13 protein-coding genes and 1 riboswitch are annotated in these 17065 nt (G+C 72.4%); of the genes, 8 read left to right on the forward strand and 5 right to left on the reverse strand.

What is annotated here, in order from left to right; all coding sequences use genetic code 11:
- Positions 1 to 513: 513 nt before the first annotated feature.
- Both ACWD6P_RS25350 and ACWD6P_RS25355 read left to right on the forward strand, forming a co-directional pair.
- Complete coding sequence (locus ACWD6P_RS25350) at positions 514 to 1791, forward strand: hypothetical protein (RefSeq protein WP_451446463.1); 1278 nt, start codon at positions 514 to 516, stop codon at positions 1789 to 1791.
- Between the two features lie 269 nt (positions 1792 to 2060).
- A complete protein-coding gene (locus ACWD6P_RS25355) occupies positions 2061 to 2606 on the forward strand; it encodes a DoxX family membrane protein (RefSeq protein ID WP_451446464.1) in 546 nt (181 codons plus the stop codon).
- 165 nt (positions 2607 to 2771) lie between these two features.
- On the opposite strand, the gene ACWD6P_RS25360 is transcribed toward ACWD6P_RS25355, so the two are convergent.
- Positions 2772 to 3005, reverse strand: a complete 234-nt coding sequence (locus ACWD6P_RS25360) for a hypothetical protein (RefSeq protein ID WP_451446465.1) — start codon at positions 3003 to 3005, stop codon at positions 2772 to 2774.
- A complete protein-coding gene (locus ACWD6P_RS25365) occupies positions 3002 to 4432 on the reverse strand; it encodes a PspC domain-containing protein (protein WP_451446466.1) in 1431 nt (476 codons plus the stop codon). Before ACWD6P_RS25365 ends, ACWD6P_RS25360 begins: the two co-directional genes overlap by 4 nt.
- 330 nt (positions 4433 to 4762) lie before the next feature.
- Between ACWD6P_RS25365 and ACWD6P_RS25370 the strand changes: the two genes are divergently transcribed.
- From ACWD6P_RS25370 to ACWD6P_RS25385, 4 genes are all read left to right on the forward strand, one after another.
- Positions 4763 to 6364, forward strand: coding sequence for a serine/threonine-protein kinase (locus ACWD6P_RS25370; protein ID WP_451446476.1), 1602 nt, complete (start codon positions 4763 to 4765; stop codon positions 6362 to 6364).
- A gap of 109 nt (positions 6365 to 6473) precedes the next feature.
- Complete coding sequence (locus ACWD6P_RS25375; RefSeq protein WP_451446467.1) at positions 6474 to 7772, forward strand: PspC domain-containing protein; 1299 nt, start codon at positions 6474 to 6476, stop codon at positions 7770 to 7772.
- A 140-nt stretch (positions 7773 to 7912) separates the two neighbouring features.
- Positions 7913 to 8626 (forward strand): LuxR C-terminal-related transcriptional regulator, encoded by a 714-nt coding sequence (locus ACWD6P_RS25380; RefSeq protein ID WP_451446468.1) that lies wholly within the window; start codon positions 7913 to 7915, stop codon positions 8624 to 8626.
- Positions 8627 to 8908: 282 nt separating this feature from the next.
- On the forward strand, positions 8909 to 10033 hold the full coding sequence (locus ACWD6P_RS25385) for an alpha/beta hydrolase (RefSeq protein ID WP_451446469.1): 1125 nt from the start codon (positions 8909 to 8911) through the stop codon (positions 10031 to 10033).
- A 119-nt stretch (positions 10034 to 10152) separates the two neighbouring features.
- Here the strand turns inward: ACWD6P_RS25385 and ACWD6P_RS25390 are convergent, their stop codons facing one another.
- Positions 10153 to 11292 (reverse strand): NlpC/P60 family protein, encoded by a 1140-nt coding sequence (locus tag ACWD6P_RS25390; RefSeq protein WP_451446470.1) that lies wholly within the window; start codon positions 11290 to 11292, stop codon positions 10153 to 10155.
- A 323-nt stretch (positions 11293 to 11615) separates the two neighbouring features.
- Between ACWD6P_RS25390 and ACWD6P_RS25395 the strand changes: the two genes are divergently transcribed.
- Positions 11616 to 11969: a hypothetical protein gene (locus ACWD6P_RS25395; protein WP_451446471.1), complete on the forward strand. Its 354-nt coding sequence runs from the start codon at positions 11616 to 11618 to the stop codon at positions 11967 to 11969.
- A gap of 190 nt (positions 11970 to 12159) precedes the next feature.
- Here the strand turns inward: ACWD6P_RS25395 and ACWD6P_RS25400 are convergent, their stop codons facing one another.
- Entirely contained in the window at positions 12160 to 13323 is a 1164-nt protein-coding gene (locus ACWD6P_RS25400) for an NlpC/P60 family protein (RefSeq protein WP_451446472.1), read from the reverse strand.
- Between the two features lie 7 nt (positions 13324 to 13330).
- Positions 13331 to 13514: riboswitch (cyclic di-AMP (ydaO/yuaA leader) on the reverse strand.
- 383 nt (positions 13515 to 13897) lie between these two features.
- Here ACWD6P_RS25400 and pcrA point away from each other — a divergent pair.
- Positions 13898 to 16447 carry a DNA helicase PcrA gene (pcrA, locus tag ACWD6P_RS25405; protein WP_451446473.1) on the forward strand — a complete coding sequence of 850 codons (2550 nt, stop codon included), beginning with the start codon at positions 13898 to 13900 and terminating at the stop codon, positions 16445 to 16447.
- Between the two features lie 311 nt (positions 16448 to 16758).
- Here pcrA and ACWD6P_RS25410 read toward each other — a convergent pair.
- The coding region (locus ACWD6P_RS25410; RefSeq protein ID WP_451446474.1) for a M23 family metallopeptidase at positions 16759 to 17065 on the reverse strand (307 nt) is incomplete at its 5' end.

Consider the following 17065-nt stretch of genomic DNA (forward strand, 5'->3'; position numbering starts at 1 on the left):
TCGCCGGTGGCGCGGTGGCGAAGAGCGCGGACAGGCCGGTGAGCCCGGCCAGCAGGAGGAAGGCGAGGAGGGCGAGAAGGGCGAGGGGGGCGGGGGCGGCCGGGAACCCCGTCCGGAGGCGGGCCGTGCCGCCGAGGCCGGCCCGCCCCCGGCGCCGTGCCTGTCGTTCGCGCAATCCCTCTCCCCCGTGCTCTGCGACTCGCCGGTGCGGTGCGTGAGATCCGTGTATTTGGCACACGGCGAGAGCTTGCGCAGGGCGCGGGCGGCTCAGCCTTCGCCGTGCCCCGGTTCGCCCGAACGGGGGAATCGCCGGGTTTGCGTGGTCGGCCGGCGGTCAGGTGTACGGGTGCGGCCGCGGGCGTCAACGCGCCGATGCGCCCCGCCACCCGCCGCCAGCTGGAGGTTTGATGTCCGGCCCGGCTGTATGGGGCACAATTCCCCTTCACATACGGCAAGTTGATGGCAAGCGGTGGCGGGGCGGTAACGGACGTGTCGGTTGAGGCGGCGGGCAGGATGGCCGGAACGGGCGAGCCGGAGGGCGGCGCGGCGCGCGCCGACGGCGGCGAGTGCCGATGCGGACGGTGCCCGCACGGCGCCCGTACGGGGCACCAGCGGGCGGTCGCCGCGTTTGTCGCGCTGCGCGAGGACTTCGCCGCCGGCCGCGGCGTGCCGTCCGGGCTCGCCCGCTCCGCCGGCGCGGCCCGCCAGTGGGTCTCCGACGAACTGACCCTCTCGGCCCGCGACGTGGCCCGGTGCGGCGCCGCCGAAGGGGTCACCTGGCTGGCCGCCGTGCGGTGGCGCACCCTGCTGGCCGTGTGGAGCACGGTGGTGGCCCTGCTGCTCGGGCAGGCGCTGACCGCCATCGGCGGCAGCTGGACGACGGGCCGTACGGCGGCGCTGGCCGCGGCCGTCGCCCTGGCGCTGGTGCTGACCCTGGCGGCCCAGCGGCACCGCGCGCACGGCGGGGCGCTGGCACCGCTGATCGGCGAGGACGGACGGCTGTCCACCTCGCGGACGGTCGCCGCGGGCTGGGCGGCCGCGGCGCTGTACGCCGTCCTGATGGCGGCCGTACAGCTGGCGGCGGCCACCGCGCCGCACGAGCGGCGCCGTCTGCTCCACGGCGTGGAACTGGAGCGCTCCGGCGGCCTGCTGGCGGTGCTCGCCCTCGGCTGCTCGGTGGCCGTACTGGCGCACGGAGTGGTCGCCGCGCGGGTGCGCACCGGGCGGCTGCAGAAGGTCCCCGCGCAGCGGCCGCGCGCGGCCGACCTGCTGGCCGACGACGCCGGGCGGGGCAGCTTCCTGGACGTGCAGTACGTCCTGGTCAACGCCGCTGTGGTGGCGTTCGCGCTGGTCCGGCTGGCGGCCCGGCCCGGACAACTGCCGCAGCTGCCCTGGGCCATGGTGGCCCTGGTGGCCCTCTCCGGGGCGACGTACCTCATGGGGAAGCTGGTGGCGGGCGGCCGCCCGGTGATCCTCTCGGTCGTCCGCGCCCGCGAGCTCGGCGACCTCGCCGCGCCGGTCCGCACCGGCGACGACATCGAGATCCGCGGCGTCGGCTTCGTCCCGCCGGGCGCCACGACACCCGACCGGCTCGCCCGCACCGTCGTACGCATCGGTGGCGTCCATGTCCCGGTGCCGCTGGTGCCGGTGCCCGGCGGCTTCGCCAACCCGACGGACGGGGTGCTGACCGTTCCGGTGCCGGTCGACGTGGAGCCGGGCCGGGTGCAGGTCCGGGTGATCACGGCGGCGGGAGTGGAGACGAACGGTTATCCGCTGGATGTCGTGGACTGACGGGGGCGTGTACGGGGGCCCGGCCCCTTTGGGCGGGGTGGGGTGGTGCGGCCGGGGTGTGCCGGGGGGCCTTCTCGTGCGGGATGCGGTGGTACTGCCGGCGCGGTGCGCCGTCGGCGCCGGTGCCGTGCGTGGGGATTCTGTGTGCGTCACCTGCCCGAAGTGCATCGGTCCGTTGAACCTCTCGCACACGCGCGTACGTATCTCCCCCTGAGGCGCGGGCGCGGGCACAATCGTCTGCTCCCGGTGGCAACGGAGAGGCGGACGTCATGGTTCACGCGAATCGCACGATGAGTGCCGACTGGGCAGGGGCGGGCGCCGACGGATCCGGCGCCGGGCTGCGCGCGCAGCTGGCGCGTCATGCGCTGCTCCCGCTGCGTGTCTTCCTGGGTGCCACGTTCCTCTACGCGGGCCTGGACAAGCTCACGGACCCGGCGTTCCTGGCGGCCGGCGGCACCGGCTCGCTCGGCGAGATGCTGCGCCAGGTCCACGACACGGCGGCGCTGCCGCAACTCGTGGACCTCGCGCAGAAGAGCCCCGTCGGCTTCGGCTACGCCATCGCGGCCGGTGAGCTGGCCGTGGGACTTGGCACCCTCCTCGGGCTGCTGGGGCGGCTGGCGGCGTTCGGCGGCGCACTGATCTCGCTGACGCTCTGGCTCACCGTGAGCTGGGCGACCGCGCCGTACTACTACGGCAACGACCTCGCCTACCTGATGGCCTGGCTCCCCCTCCTGCTGGCCGGCACCCCGAGGTTCTCCCTGGACGCGGCCTGGGACAACCGCCGCAAACGCCATGGGGCGCAGCTGTTCGGCTAGGCCTGCCCGATGGGCCGCCCTGTCCGACGGGGCCTGTCCGACGGGTCATGGACGGCGGGGGCGGCCCGTGCCCGTCGGCCCGTCCCCGTCGGCCAGGGCCTGTCCGATGGGCCGCCCTGCCCGTTCGGCTGCCTCATGGGCGGGCGGCCCCCGGGCGGGCCAGGCTCAGGGGTGCTGCGGTGCGGGCGGCTCGTCGGTGTCGCGGGTGCGATGGCGGCGGGTCCTCGCCCAGACCGTGGCGGTGGCGCCAGCGAGGAGCAGCCCGGCGGGCAGGGCGAGGAAGAGCCCGAGGCCGGGGGCGTACCAGATGCCGAGGGCGTCGAGGCCGTAGCCGATGCCCAGGGCGAGGGCGGTGAAGCCGCAGACCAGGCGGGCCGGTTCGAAGGGGTGGCGCTTCATCGGGCGGCTCCCTGGGGAGTGGGGGCGGCGGGCGCGGCGCGCCGGACGTCCACCTGGCCGGCGCCGACGTCGAGATCGAGGTCGAGCGAGCCGCGCGGCTTCTCGCCCTTCTTGAGACCGTCGGCGGGCAGGGTGACCGTGCGCTGGTCGCCCGCGGAGAGGTCCACGTCATCCGGCGCGTCGCCGGGCAACTGGATGTCGCCGAGGCCGAGCGAGATATGCAGCCGGGCCGTGACGCCCTGCGGCAGCGTCACCTCAAGGCGGCCGGCGCCCACCTCCGCGCCGGTGCGGACCGTACGGCCGTCCTTGAGGGGCAGCTCGCTGAGGTCCAACTCCCCCTGGCCCGAGCCCAGTTCGTAGTGCGGCCGGACGCCGGCGAGGGTGGTGGGGGCCCAGGTGCGGTTCTGCCAGTCGGTGGTGATGTTGTCGGGCAGCGCCGTCGCGCCCGCCAGCAGTACGGCCGTCGTCACCACCATGAAGACCGTGCCGCCGCCCGTGCGTCCGAACCAGGCGCTGAGGACGAGGCCCAGACCGAAGACGACCAGCGCGGCCGCCAGCCCCGCCTGGAGGGACGGCGCCAGGGCGTGGTGCCGGAAGACGGCGGCGCTCGTGGCGCCGCCCGCGAGCACTGCGGCAAGGAACGTCCAGCCGCCGATCGGCCGGCCGTCGCGGCGCGTTCTGCGCGCGACGCCGACGGGGTGGGCGCCGTGCGGCGGCACGCCCGGACCGGGCGGGCGGCCCGCGGCCGGCCAGGCGGCCTCCCGCCGCGGTGCGCTGCCCGCGCCCGCGCCATGTCCGCCTTGGTAGTTGACGTCGAGGGGGAGCGGGGTGTTCTCGGGGCCCCACAGATAGGCCGGGCCGCCCGTGTCCCTGGAGTGCGGGGCCCGCCACCACGAGGGACCGGCCGGCGCGGGCGGCGCCGTGGTCTCCGGCGGGGCGTCGGCCACCGCTTGGGCCGTGGCGGCGTCCATCGACTCCGGGCCCTGCGCCTGCGCCTGTCTGCGCCGCTGTGACCAGTACGCGGAGCCGGCCACCGCCAGCGTCAGCATGACGGCGAAGGACATCATGCTGCCCTTGGCGAGGGTCGTCAGAAACAGTCCGCAGCCGACCAGCGCGAACAGCAGGGCCGTCAGCGCCTGGCCGTCGACACGGCCGGAGAGCAGCCTGCGGCCCTCGTTCTCGTCCTCGCCCTCCACGGGGATCAGCAGCCAGGCGAAGCCGTAGGCGATCAGGCCGAGGCCGCCGACGGCGAGCACGGCGAGCACGACCCGGAAGATGACCGGGTCGAGATCCCACTGCCGGCCCAGCCCGCCGCACACCCCGCCGACGACCTTGTGCCGTCGGCTGCGGCGCAGCGGGGCATGCGCGGAAGGGGGACCGGCAGGGCCGGAGGTCGCCGGCTCCTCGCCGGGGGCTGCTTCGTTCATGAACCCATGGTGACAAGATCGCCGCGGCTGCGGCATCCGTGGAAACCCTGGCGGATCCCTGAGATCCGCGACCCGTGACCCCGGCATGCCTCAGGGGGCTCCAAAATCCCTCGCGGGTTCGCATATGCCACCAGGCCGCCCCCGCGACCGGAACACAGGCCGGGACGCGCGGTGGCCGGAGGCCTGTTCGCCGACGCCGGAGACTATCGTTGCGCCCTGGATACGTACGGGTTTCCGGAGGGGCGTGCGGTGGCGGAGGCGGCGTCGGTGGACGAGGGGCGACTGGTCGCCGGGCGATATCGCCTGGTCGAACGGATAGGCCAAGGCGGTATGGGCACCGTCTGGCGGGCCCGGGACGAACTCCTCGGGCGTCAGGTCGCGGTCAAACGCCTGCACGTCTCGCCGCAGCTGGAGCCGGACGAACTGGCGACCCGCCACGAACGCACCACCCGGGAGGCGCAGGCCGCGGCCCGCATCAACCACCCCAACGTGGTGGGCGTGCACGACGTCGTCGACGACGCCGGCCTGCCCTGCATCGTCATGGAGTACGTCCCCTCCACCACACTCGGCGACGCCATCAAGGACGCGGCCCGCTCCGGCAGTTCCGTCACCCCGCGCGAGGCCGCGCGGATCGGCCGCGGCATGATCGCGGCGCTGCGTGCCGCACACTCCGCCGGTGTGCTGCACCGCGACGTCAAACCGGGCAATGTGCTGCTCGGTGAGGACGGCCGGGTCGTGCTCACCGACTTCGGCATCGCCGTCGCCACCGGCACCTCGACCCTCACCAAGACCGGCGAGCTGGTCGGCTCCATCGACTACTTGGCGCCCGAGCGCGTCAAGGGCGGCACCCCGGGCCCCGCCTCCGACCTGTGGGCGCTGGGCGCGACGCTCTATCAGGCGGTCGAGGGACGCCCCCCGTTCCGGAAGAACACCGCCGTCGAGACGGCGTACGCCATCGCCATGGACCCGTTCGAGCCGCCGCGCAACGCCGGGCCGCTGACCCCGCTGATCGAGGCGCTGCTCGCCAAGGAGCCGGCTGACCGGCCGACGGCCGAGGTCGTCGAGCGGGCGCTGCGGGCGGCGGAAGCGGATGTGGAGACGGCCGTGCTGGGGCACGGTGCGCCGCTGTACTCCGGTGGTGGGGCGGGCGGCGGAGAGCCGACCGCAGGCGACGGGACGGGGCTGTCCACCCGTCAGGCGCCGTGGTCCTCGTCCCCCGAGCCCACGACGGGCCAAGGGACGGAGCCCGTACCCGAATCCCCAACCGAGGCCGTTCCCCGGCCCGCTTCCGGGGGCCGCCGCCGTGCCGTCGTATGGGGTGTCGCGGGCGCCCTCGCCGCCATGGCCATCGCCGGCGGCGTGCTGTACACGGCCGGATATCTCGGTCCTTCGACGAACCAGGGACCGGGAGATGCGAAGGCCAAGCCGCCCGCCGCAAAGCCGAAGCCGAAGCCGAGCCCGACCAAACTGCCGCCCACTCCGGACGGATATCACCGGGTCACGGAAAAGGAGTTCGGCATTTCCTTTCCGGTTCCCGACGGGTGGACACGTCTCTACAAGCCGCAGCTCAACGAGGTCAACTACATCGACCCCACCCGGAAGGTCAACCTGAAGATCAGCGTGCTGAGCTTTGCGAGCGCGGACCCGGTCCGGCACTTTGAGCAGGTCGAGCAGCAGGTGAAGACGCAGCAGGCCAGGGAAGGCCACAGCTACTCGCGGCTGCGGTTGCAGGGCAGCACTTACCGGGGTCAGCCGGCGGCCATCTGGGAGTACCTGTTTCAGGGGTCGGCCCGCATGTACCGTGCCACGGATCTGGGATTCGGGCGCGAGGGCGACAACGAGTACGCGATTTATCTGTCCGCGCCCGATGCCCTGTGGCCGCAGTACAAGCCGGTATTCAATGCGGTGTGCGATGGCTTCAGCCACAAGTAGTGTCAGTCACCGGTAGGGAATGTGCGGTTTGAGGAATCCGCCGTGAGCCAGGGTTCGATCAGGGTTGACCCTGATGTCCGGGCTCCCGCGGCGTGTGACCATCAGAAGCATGACCACCGCGCCACCCCGCCCCGACACGGCCTACGCCCCGGTGCCTGACCCCGACGACCCGCCCGTGCGCAAGCTCTACCGCAGCGCCGACGGGCGGCTGCTCGGCGGCGTCGCGCGCGGACTCGCAGGCCATCTCGGGCTGCCCGTCTCCTGGGTGCGTGTCGTCTTCGTGGCCCTCTTCATGGCCGACGGCATGGGCGCCCTGCTCTATGCCGCGTTCTGGTTCTTCGTCCCGCTCGGCGTCGGCGGCGTGGAACACCGCCCGCACGCCCCGGGCGACGACAAGCGGCGGCTGCTGCGGCACAAGCCTGACAAGGGCCAGGTCTTCGCGCTGATCGCGCTGCTGATCGGCGCCGCCGTCATCGCCTCCAGATTCCAGCTGGGCCAGGCCGACGGCTATCTGTGGCCGGTGCTGCTGATCGGCGCCGGCGTCGCCCTGGTGTGGCGCCAGGCGGACAACTCCCGCCGCGCCCAGTGGCTGGAGCTCGGCCGCCGCAAAGCCCTGCTGCCCGTGCTGCGCGGCGCGGCCGGAGTGCTGCTGGTCTGCGTCGGCGTCACCGGCATCGTCGTGCTGCAGGGCTCGGTGCGGCTGCTGGGCTCGGTCCTGCAGGCCGCGCTCGCCGTCGTCGTCGGCATAGCGCTGCTCGCCGGCCCCTACCTCGTACGGATGATGCAGGACCTCTCCGAGGAGCGGCTGATGCGTATCCGCGCCCAGGAACGCGCCGAGGTGGCCGCCCATGTCCACGACTCCGTGCTGCACACCCTCACCCTGATCCAGCGCAACGCCGACGACCCCAGAGAGGTGGCGCGCCTGGCCCGCGCCCAGGAGCGCGAGCTGCGCGCCTGGCTCTACAAGCCCGAGGGCCGCGGCAAGGAGGAGGACGAGGAGCCGGCCACCCTCGCCGAGGCGGTCCGCAAGGCCGCCGCCGAAGTGGAGGACGACCACGGCGTCCCCATCGAGGTCGTGGTCGTCGGCGACTGCCCCCTGGACGAGCCGCTGGACGCCCAGCTGCAGGCCGCACGCGAGGCGATGGTCAACGCCGCCAAGTACGGTGGCGACGGCGGCGCGGTGCAGGTGTTCGCCGAGGTCGAGGGCCGTACGGTCTTCGTCTCGGTGCGCGACCGCGGCCCCGGGTTCGACCTGGACGCGGTCCCCGCCGACCGCATGGGCGTACGCGAGTCCATCATCGGCCGGATGGAACGCAACGGCGGCACGGCCCGGCTGCGCTCCGCCCCCGAGGGCGGCACGGTCGTCGAGCTGGAGATGGAGCGCGCCGAGACGGAGCGTGACCTATGACGGGGCCCGGGAGGCCGCAGCCGGCGGCAGCCCCGGCCGGGGAACGGAATGATGACCGGGCAGACATGGAAGGCCTGGCAGACACCGAAGGCCAGGCACACACCGAAGACCGGGCAGACAGCGAAGGACGGGCAAAGGACATGAGCAGCGAGGACGCACAGCAGGACGGAACAGACGACGCGGCGGCCGGCGGCCGGACCGTACGGGTCGTGCTGGTCGACGACCACCGGATGTTCCGTACGGGCGTCCAGGCCGAGATCGGCCAGACCGAGAGCACCGGCGTCGAGGTGGTCGGCGAGGCCGCCGACGTCGACCAGGCGGTCACGGTCATCACCGCCACCCGCCCCGAGGTCGTCCTCCTGGACGTCCACCTCCCCGGTGGCGGCGGCGTCGAGGTGCTGCGCCGCAGCGCCGAAATGATGGCCGACGCCGAGCGCCCGGTCCGCTTCCTCGCGCTCTCCGTCTCCGACGCCGCCGAGGACGTCATCGGCGTCATCCGCGGCGGCGCCCGCGGCTATGTCACCAAGACGATCACCGGTACGGACCTGGTCAACGCGATCTTCCGGGTCGCCGACGGCGACGCGGTGTTCTCCCCGCGGCTGGCCGGCTTCGTCCTGGACGCCTTCGCCAACTCCGACGCCCCGCCGATCGACGAGGACCTGGACCGCCTCACCCAGCGCGAGCGCGAGGTCCTGCGGCTGATCGCCCGCGGCTACGCGTACAAGGAGGTCGGCAAGCAGCTCTTCATCTCCGTCAAGACGGTCGAATCCCATGTCTCGGCGGTCCTGAGGAAACTCCAGCTGTCCAACCGCCACGAGCTGACGCGCTGGGCCGCGGCCCGCCGCCTGGTCTGACGTCCCGACCTGCGGCCGGACCAGGGCCGGTCCGATGGGTCAGGGCCGGAAAGGCCCGGGAGCCGCCTACCGCCGCCCGGCGACGGACGACGGTGTGACGGCGAAGGACGAGTACGGGCGGGAAAAGGACGAGTACGGGCGGGAAGGGGCAAAGAAGGACCGAAGCCGGGCAACCAGGACCACGCGGATCGCCATCTAAGGGCGCGGAGAGGCTCACTGCCGGAGGCGGGGCCGGAACCACCCCCACGTCCTTCGCGTAGTTGTCCTGGAAGCGAGATCCCGATGAGCCTGACGGGCACGCCCTTCTTCCTCACCTCGGTCGCGCTGCTGATCGTCGCCGTGGTGCTGCCGCTCGCCCTGTGGAGCCGGATAGCCGGGCCGCGCCTGGTGCGCGGCCTCGCCCGGCTCCTGATGCTGCTGTTCGCCCAGGTCACGGCCATCACCCTGGTCTTCGTCCTGGTCAACAACGCCAACAACCTCTACGACACCTGGGGCGATCTGCTCGGCACCGACAGCCATGTCGCGGCCGCCAAGGACCTCGGCCCCGACGGCATGGGCGGCCGGCAGATCAAGAACGAGCCTAAGCAGATCCAGAAGTTCCGCCCGGCGGGCGACCCCCGGATGGGCACCGGCGTCCAGATGACCGACCTCCAGGGCCGCATCTCGGGCGTGATGGGCGAGGTGTACGTATGGCTGCCGCCGCAGTACAACGACCCCGCCTACAAGAACACCACGTTCCCGGTGGTCGAGCTGCTGCCCGGCTACCCCGGCTCGTCCAAGGCCTGGTTCGGGTCCCTGCACGTGGCCGAGCAGCTCAGGCCGCTGATGCAGCGCGGCGAGGTCAAGCCGTTCATCCTGGTGGCGCCGCGCACCAACATCCTCACCGGCGCCGACACCGGCTGCGTCAACATCCCCGGCAAGGTCAACGCCGACAGCTGGCTGACCGTCGACGTACGCAAGATGGTCATCGACAACTTCCGGGCCGGCGACAAGCCCGACTCCTGGGCCCTGGCCGGCTACTCGGCGGGCGCCCACTGCGCCGCCAAGCTCGCCCTGTCCCACCCGGACCGCTACCGCGCCGCGGTCGCCATGTCCGGCTACAACGACCCGGCCCTCGAGCGGGACTCCCTCGCCGGCAAGGACCCCCAGCTGCGCATCGCGTCGAATCCGCTGCACATCCTGAAGTCCGCCAACGCCGCCGGCAAGCCGCCCCGCACCGCCCTGTACGTCTCCGGCGCCGCGGGCGACGGCTACCAGGCGGGCCTCGGCCTGCGCCAGCTGGCGAAGCAGCCGACCACCGTGACCGTACGGCAGATCGCGGCGAACGCGGGCGGCCACACCACCGCGGTCTGGCTCCAGCAGGTCCCGGAGATCTTCCGCTGGCTGGGGACGCAGCTGAAGCCATGACGGCCTGACCGCCCGGCGGGGGAGGCCGGACACCGAGGCCGGACACCGAGGCCCGACGCCGAGGCCCGACACCGAGGCCCTACGCCGAAGCCCGACGCCGAGGCCCTACGCCCGAGGCTCTACGCCGGCCGCGTAGCCCCCACGAAGGGCATCTGGTCGATCGGAGCGATGCGCACCGGCGCGCCCGGATGGGGGGCGTGGATCATCTTGCCGTCGCCGATGTAGAGGCCCACATGGCTGATGCCGGTGTAGAAGAACACCAGGTCGCCGGGGGCGAGCTGGGATCTGTCGATACGGGGCCCCGAGTTGATCTGCGTGTAGGTGGTGCGGGGCAGCACGACACCGCCGGACTTCCACGCCGCCTGCGTCAGGCCCGAGCAGTCGTAGGCGGACGGGCCGGTCGCGCCCCACACGTACGGCTTGCCGAGGGCGGAGTAGGCGAACGACACCGCCTGGGCGGCACGGGAGTTGGGGGCCAGCGCCGACGCCGCCGCGGCAGCGGCCGCTCCGGAGCCGGCGGGGATCCCGCCGAGGAGACCGTCACCACGGCCCGCCCCCCGGTCCGCGCGGCCGCCGCCGGAGCCGCTCCCGCCCGCCACCAGGCGCCGCTGCTCCACCGTCAGCCGGTCCAGCAGCTGCTCGGCGGCGTCCAGCTTGCGGACGATGGTCACCCGGTGCTTCCTCAGCCGGGACTCGGTGGACGCCAGCCGCTCCGCGGTGTCCTCGGCCCGCTGCCGGACCTGCCGTACGCTGCCGAGCCGGCGCGCGTAACCGGCCACCGCACTCGCCTGGTGGCTGCCCGCACGCTCCAGCACCGCGGCGCCGTCCAGATAGCGCTGCGGATCCGCGGAGAGCAGCAGCCCCACCGCCGGGTCCACGCCGCCGGCGCGGTACTGGGACGCCGCCAGGGTCCCCAGCTCGGCGCGGGCGGCGTTCAGCTCCTGGGCCCGGCGGGCGGCCTCGTCCTGCAGTCTGCTCAGCTCCTCGCGTGCGGTGTCGGCGGCTTCCCTGGCGCCGTTGTAGTTCTGTGTGGCCACCTCTGCCTCCTGGTACAGCGCGTCGACCCGGTCCTTGACCTGGGCGGGGGTGGGCGGGGGTGCCGCCTGGCCGGTGCCCTCGAAGGCGGTGGCGGTGGCGGCGCCCGCGAGGGCGAGGGTGGCCGCCGTACGGGCGGTGCGCGCACTGCGCGAGCCGCCGCCGGTGAGCAAGGCGAGCGGATGCTGCCTGGGCTTGCGGTGCGAGGCCACGGTGGCCGTCACTTCCTTCCCTTCGGGCCGCGGGCCCGGCGGCGGTCCGCTCCCAGCGAGCCGGCCGCCGCCGTACCTCCCGGCGGGGCGGCCGACAGAACACCCGGCCAGGCCGGGCGTCGGCGGGCTGTCGGCCGCCTGGAGGAGGACGCTAAACCTGGACGTCACGGGGGTGAGTCCGCTTGGCCGGCATTGTTCGCATCCGACCGCGGCCGGTGCGCCGCTGACCACCGCGCCGCCGCCTGCACGCCGGGACGGGTCTGCCGTGACCGAAGCGGCGATTGTGGACGCCCTGCCGCAAAGGCCGTGCTATACGGCGGCTACGATCCAGCACTATGGACGTAGTAATCAATGTCTTCGTCGGCCTGCACATCATCGGCATCGCCTCCCTGCTGGGCGGCTTCCTGACCCAGATGAAGGCGATGAGCGCGGGCACCGCCCGCTTCGTGCCGGCCATGCTGCACGGCGCGCTGACGATGCTCGTCACCGGCATCGTGCTGGTCGGCCTCAACCAGGCCCAGGACGACCCGGTCAACAACATCAAGATCGGCATCAAGATGGCCCTGCTGGTGGTGATCCTGGCGCTGGTCTACGTCAAGCGGGACGACGAGACGGTCGACAAGCCGCTGTTCGGCGCGGTCGGCGCGCTCACCGTCGCCAACATCTTCATCGCCGTGCTCTGGACCTGACGACGGCGCGCACCACGACGGCACACCGTGCGCCCCACGAGGCACACGCCGCGCACCACGACGGCACACCGTGCGCCCCACCAGGCACACGCCGCGCACCACGACGGCACACCGCGCGGTCACCGTGCTCCGGAGAACCGGAACCGGTGGCCGCGCGGTGGCGTGTGGGGGGTGGGCCCGTGGGGGGGGCTCAGGCCGGGCGGACGCTCCCGTAGATCGGCATGTAGTAGATCGACTCCTCCCGGACGTTGGCACCCGGCTTCGGAGCGTGGATCATCTTGCCGCCGCCTATGTACATGCCGACATGGCTGATGTCGTCGTAGAAGAACACCAGGTCACCGGGCTGCAGATCCTTGGTCGCCACCCGCTCGCCGACCTTGACCTGGTCCCAGGTCGTCCGCGGCAGCTCGACCCCCGCCGCCTTCCACGCCGCCTGCGTCAGCCCCGAGCAGTCATAGGAGTTGGGGCCCGTCGCGCCCCAGACGTACGGCTTTCCCATCTGCGCGCGGGCGAACGCAAGGGCCTTCTCGGCCTTCGCGGCGTACGAGTCCCCGGTGGAGCCGCCGTCGCTGGTGCCACCACCGGTCTCGCCGCCGGTCTCACCACCGGCCGAGCCGCCACCGTCCTCCTGCCGCTGACGCTCCCGCTCCCGCTGCTTGCGCGCCTCCTCCTCGGCCTTGCGCTGGGCCTCCGCCTCCCGCCGGCGCTCCAGCTCCGCCAGCCGCGCCTTCTCCTGGGCGGTCAGCCGCGACAGCAGCTGCCGGGCCTCGGCCAGCTTCCCCTGGACCGACGCCTTCGACTCCTTCAGGGAGGCCTGCGACTTCTGCAGCCGCTCCAGACTGCGGCTCGCCTCGGCCCGCTGGTGCGCCGCTGCCGCCGCCTGCTCCTGATAGTCGGTGACCGCCTGCTTCTGCCGACTGGTCAGCCGCTCCATCAGGTGGCTGCGGTCGAAGAACTGCTGCGGATCCTCGGCGAGCATCAGCTGCGCCGTCGGGTTCATACCGCCCGTGCGGTACTGCGCCGAGGCGAAGGTGCCCAGTTCGCGCCGGGAGTCGTTCATCTTCTGCGCGCGCTTGGCGGCGGCGTCGAGCAGATCGTTGACGGTGGCGCTCTGGCGGTCGGCGCGCTCCTTGGCGGCGTTGTACTTCTGGGTGGCCACCTCGGCCTGGCGGTAGAGGCCGTCGACCTTCTGCTTGACCTCTTCGATGGTGGGCCTGGGCGCTCTGGGGGCCGCGTCGGCGGACTGCGAGAGCAGGGTGACCGAGGCGAGTGCGGCGGTGGTGAGCCCGGCCGCCGTACGCCGGCTCCCGGGCGAGATGAGAACGCTGGTGCGCGGCTTGCGATGGGACGCCAAGGCCGGCAACTCCTTCCGTGGACCGCCTACCGGGTTAGCTGTCGGGTTCGGGCGGTGTCGCAGACGGAAGGCTTGCCCTACGGTCCGCGCGTCCGTCGGTGACGGGCGCAGGATCGATTCACCCCGGTGGTGCTGGTGGGTCCCCGGCTCCGGGTGCCTGGCGGCAGGGCCGGACTCGGCGCGGGCTGCCCGTGCGGACGCTGTCGACCGCGGGGTTGCGGGCTGCCTGAGCGAGGACGTTAGCCAACTCGTGTGGCTTCTGTGAAGGCTGATGTTCGATATGCCCGAAACCTTTTCGTGACCTGAATGCGGCGCGGGGAGTGTTGCGGCAGATGTCTGTTTCGGGTAGGCGCGCCGAACGGGGTGGGGCCGGAGTGGACGAGCGGGCCGGAGTGGACCGGAGCGGAGAGGGCCAGAGCGGAACCGGACCGGCCCTCTCCGGACCGGAGAGGACCAGAGAGGGCCGTTCCCGCCCCCGCCCGCCGCCCTGCGAGGCAGTCCCCGCTCCCCCCGAGACGGGCAATCACCCACTCCCCGGCGCGTTGTCAGTGCGGCGGCCTAGACTCGGTGGGCGATGAGCAGCCTCTTTGACGACAGCTTCCTGGCGGACCTCGGCCACAAGGGCGAGGAGGAACCCCCGCCGCCCCCCGAGGACGAGCACGAGCCCGCCCCGGAGGAGATCCCCGCCGACCTCTTCGACGGGAAGTTCGACGCGCCCGTGCACAGGGAGGCGTACTACCGCGACGGCGCCGCCCGCCCGGCCATCGACCCCGCGGCGCTGCTGGAAGGGCTCAACGACGAGCAGAAAGCCGCCGTGGTGCATGCGGGCAGCCCGCTGCTGATCGTCGCCGGCGCCGGCTCCGGCAAGACCAGGGTGCTCACCCACCGCATCGCCCATCTCCTCGCCGAGCGCCACGTCCACCCCGGCCAGATCCTCGCGATCACGTTCACCAACAAGGCCGCCGGTGAGATGAAGGAGCGCGTCGAGGAACTGGTCGGCCCGCGCGCCAACGCCATGTGGGTCTCGACCTTCCACAGCGCCTGCGTGCGCATCCTGCGCCGCGAATCCAAGAGGCTCGGCTTCACCTCCTCCTTCTCGATCTACGACGCTGCCGACTCCAAGCGCCTGATGGCCCTGGTCTGCCGCGACCTCGACCTGGACCCCAAGCGCTTCCCGCCCAAGTCCTTCAGCGCGAAGATCTCCAACCTCAAGAACGAGCTCATCGACGAGGAGACCTTCGCCGGGACGGCAGCCGACGGCTTCGAGAAGACGCTGGCCGAGGCGTACGCGATGTACCAGGCACGGCTGCGCGAGGCCAACGCCCTGGACTTCGACGACATCATCATGACGACGGTCAACCTGCTCCAGGCCTTCCCCGACGTCGCCGAGCACTACCGCCGCCGCTTCCGCCACGTCCTCGTCGACGAGTACCAGGACACCAACCACGCCCAGTACACCCTCGTACGCGAACTGGTCGGCCAGGGAACCGCCGACATCCCTGCCGCCGAGCTGTGCGTCGTCGGCGACGCCGACCAGTCCATCTACGCCTTCCGCGGCGCCACGATCCGCAACATCCTCCAGTTCGAGGAGGACTACCCGGACGCCACGACGATCCTCCTGGAGCAGAACTACCGCTCCAGCCAGACGATCCTGTCCGCCGCCAACGCCGTCATCGAGCGCAACGAGAACCGCCGCCCCAAGAACCTCTGGACGGACGCCGGCGCCGGCCCCAAGATCACCGGCTATGTCGCCGACACCGAGCACGACGAGGCGCAGTTCGTCTCCGACGAGATCGACCGCCTGACCGACGCCGGCGACGCCAAGGCCGGCGACGTCGCCGTCTTCTACCGCACCAACGCCCAGTCCCGTGTCTTCGAAGAGATCTTCATCCGGGTCGGACTGCCCTACAAGGTCGTCGGCGGCGTGCGCTTCTACGAGCGCAAAGAGGTCCGCGACATCCTCGCCTACCTGCGGGTGCTCGCCAACCCCGAAGACACCGTCCCGCTGCGCCGCATCCTGAACGTCCCCAAGCGCGGCATCGGCGAGCGCGCCGAGGCGATGATCGACGCCCTGTCGGCACGCGAGAAGATCACCTTCCCGCAGGCGCTGCGCCGGGTCGATGAGGCGTACGGCATGGCGGCCCGCTCCGCCAACGCCGTCAAGCGCTTCAACGTCCTGATGGAGGAGCTGCGCACGATCGTCGAGTCCGGCGCCGGACCCGCCACGATCCTCGAAGCCGTCCTGGAGCGCACGGGCTACCTCGCCGAACTCCAGGCCTCCACCGACCCCCAGGACGAGACCCGGATCGAGAACCTCCAGGAACTCGCCGCCGTGGCCCTGGAATTCGAGCAGGACCGCGGCGAGGCCGCCGCGGCACCGGAAACGGCCCCGGGAACGGCCCCGGAAGCAGGCCCGGGAACGGCCACGGGAGGCACCCTCTCCGACTTCCTCGAACAGGTCGCGCTGGTCGCCGACTCCGACCAGATCCCCGACGAGGACGAGGAGGGCAGCGGCGTGATCACCCTCATGACGCTGCACACCGCCAAGGGCCTGGAATTCCCCGTCGTGTTCCTGACCGGCATGGAGGACGGCGTCTTCCCGCACATGCGCGCACTGGGCCAGACCAAGGAGCTGGAGGAGGAACGCCGGCTGGCCTACGTCGGCATCACCCGCGCCCGCGAGCGGCTCTACGTCACCCGCTCGACGATGCGCAGCGCCTGGGGCCAGCCGTCGTACAACCCGCCCTCGCGCTTCCTGGAGGAGATCCCGGACGACCACGTCCAGTGGCGGCGCACCGGTCCCGCGACACCGTCGGCGTCCATGGGCGGCCTCTCCTCGCGGAGCGGCAGCGGCAGCGGCAGCGGTGGCGGCTTCGGCGGGGGCGTCGGCGCCACGCTCTCCTCGGCCCGCGCCAAGGGCCCGAGCGGCTTCGCCACCCGACGCGCCAAGGACCGCGAGGTGGTCTCCCTGGCCGTCGGCGACCGCGTCACCCACGACAGCTTCGGCCTCGGCACGGTCGTCGGCGTCAAGGGCAGCGGCGACAACGCCGAGGCCACCATCGACTTCGGCAGCGAAAAGCCCAAGCGCCTCCTCCTGCGCTACGCCCCCGTAGAAAAGCTCTAGCCCCAGTCAGCCACTCGCCCTTGCCACCTCCCATCACAGAGTGCAACAATCAACGGGAATCAATTACACTCCGTAATCGTTGCCGGAGTATAAGGAGGAGGCAGCGGCGGGGCGCAGGGGCAGCCGGACCGATGGCGCGGGGGCGGGGGCGGAGCGACCAGCGCAGCGGGAGATTGAAACGCTGCAGCAGGAGATTGGAACGCCGGGACGCCGGGGACGCGGTAGCCCCATCCAAGCCCAGGGGGATCCCGTCGGACGCACTTCGAAATCCCGGGATCGAACCCCCGGGCGGGCTCAGCCCCCAGGCGGGCTCAGTTCGGGTCGAGCCCGTGGCTGCGCAGCCAGGGCAGCGGGTCTATGGCCGATTCGCCGCCGGGGCGCACCTCGAAGTGCAGATGCGGACCGGTGGAGTTCCCCGAGTTGCCCGAATAGGCAATCGTGTCACCGGCCTTGACCGTCCCGGAGCGAATCCTGGTGCTGCTCAGATGGCAGTACCACGTCTCCGTGCCGTCGGACGCCGTCACGATCGCCATGTTCCCGTAGGCGGAGTTCCACTGCGTGCGAACGCTGCCGTCGGTGGCGGCCAGGACCGGGGTGCCGTAGCTGACCGGGAAGTCG

Source organism: Streptomyces sp. NPDC002446, from assembly GCF_053595675.1.

Excerpts from the sequence above, each read along its gene's own strand:
- ACWD6P_RS25350 (WP_451446463.1), top strand. The coding sequence starts at position 514 with ATGGCCGGAACGGGCGAGCCGGAGGGCGGCGCGGCGCGCGCCGACGGC.
- ACWD6P_RS25355 (WP_451446464.1), top strand. The coding sequence starts at position 2,061 with ATGGTTCACGCGAATCGCACGATGAGTGCCGACTGGGCAGGGGCGGGC.
- ACWD6P_RS25360 (WP_451446465.1), bottom strand. The coding sequence starts at position 3,005 with ATGAAGCGCCACCCCTTCGAACCGGCCCGCCTGGTCTGCGGCTTCACC.
- ACWD6P_RS25365 (WP_451446466.1), bottom strand. The coding sequence starts at position 4,432 with ATGAACGAAGCAGCCCCCGGCGAGGAGCCGGCGACCTCCGGCCCTGCC.
- ACWD6P_RS25370 (WP_451446476.1), top strand. The coding sequence starts at position 4,763 with ATGGGCACCGTCTGGCGGGCCCGGGACGAACTCCTCGGGCGTCAGGTC.
- ACWD6P_RS25375 (WP_451446467.1), top strand. The coding sequence starts at position 6,474 with ATGACCACCGCGCCACCCCGCCCCGACACGGCCTACGCCCCGGTGCCT.
- ACWD6P_RS25380 (WP_451446468.1), top strand. The coding sequence starts at position 7,913 with ATGAGCAGCGAGGACGCACAGCAGGACGGAACAGACGACGCGGCGGCC.
- ACWD6P_RS25385 (WP_451446469.1), top strand. The coding sequence starts at position 8,909 with ATGAGCCTGACGGGCACGCCCTTCTTCCTCACCTCGGTCGCGCTGCTG.
- ACWD6P_RS25395 (WP_451446471.1), top strand. The coding sequence starts at position 11,616 with ATGGACGTAGTAATCAATGTCTTCGTCGGCCTGCACATCATCGGCATC.
- pcrA (WP_451446473.1), top strand. The coding sequence starts at position 13,898 with ATGAGCAGCCTCTTTGACGACAGCTTCCTGGCGGACCTCGGCCACAAG.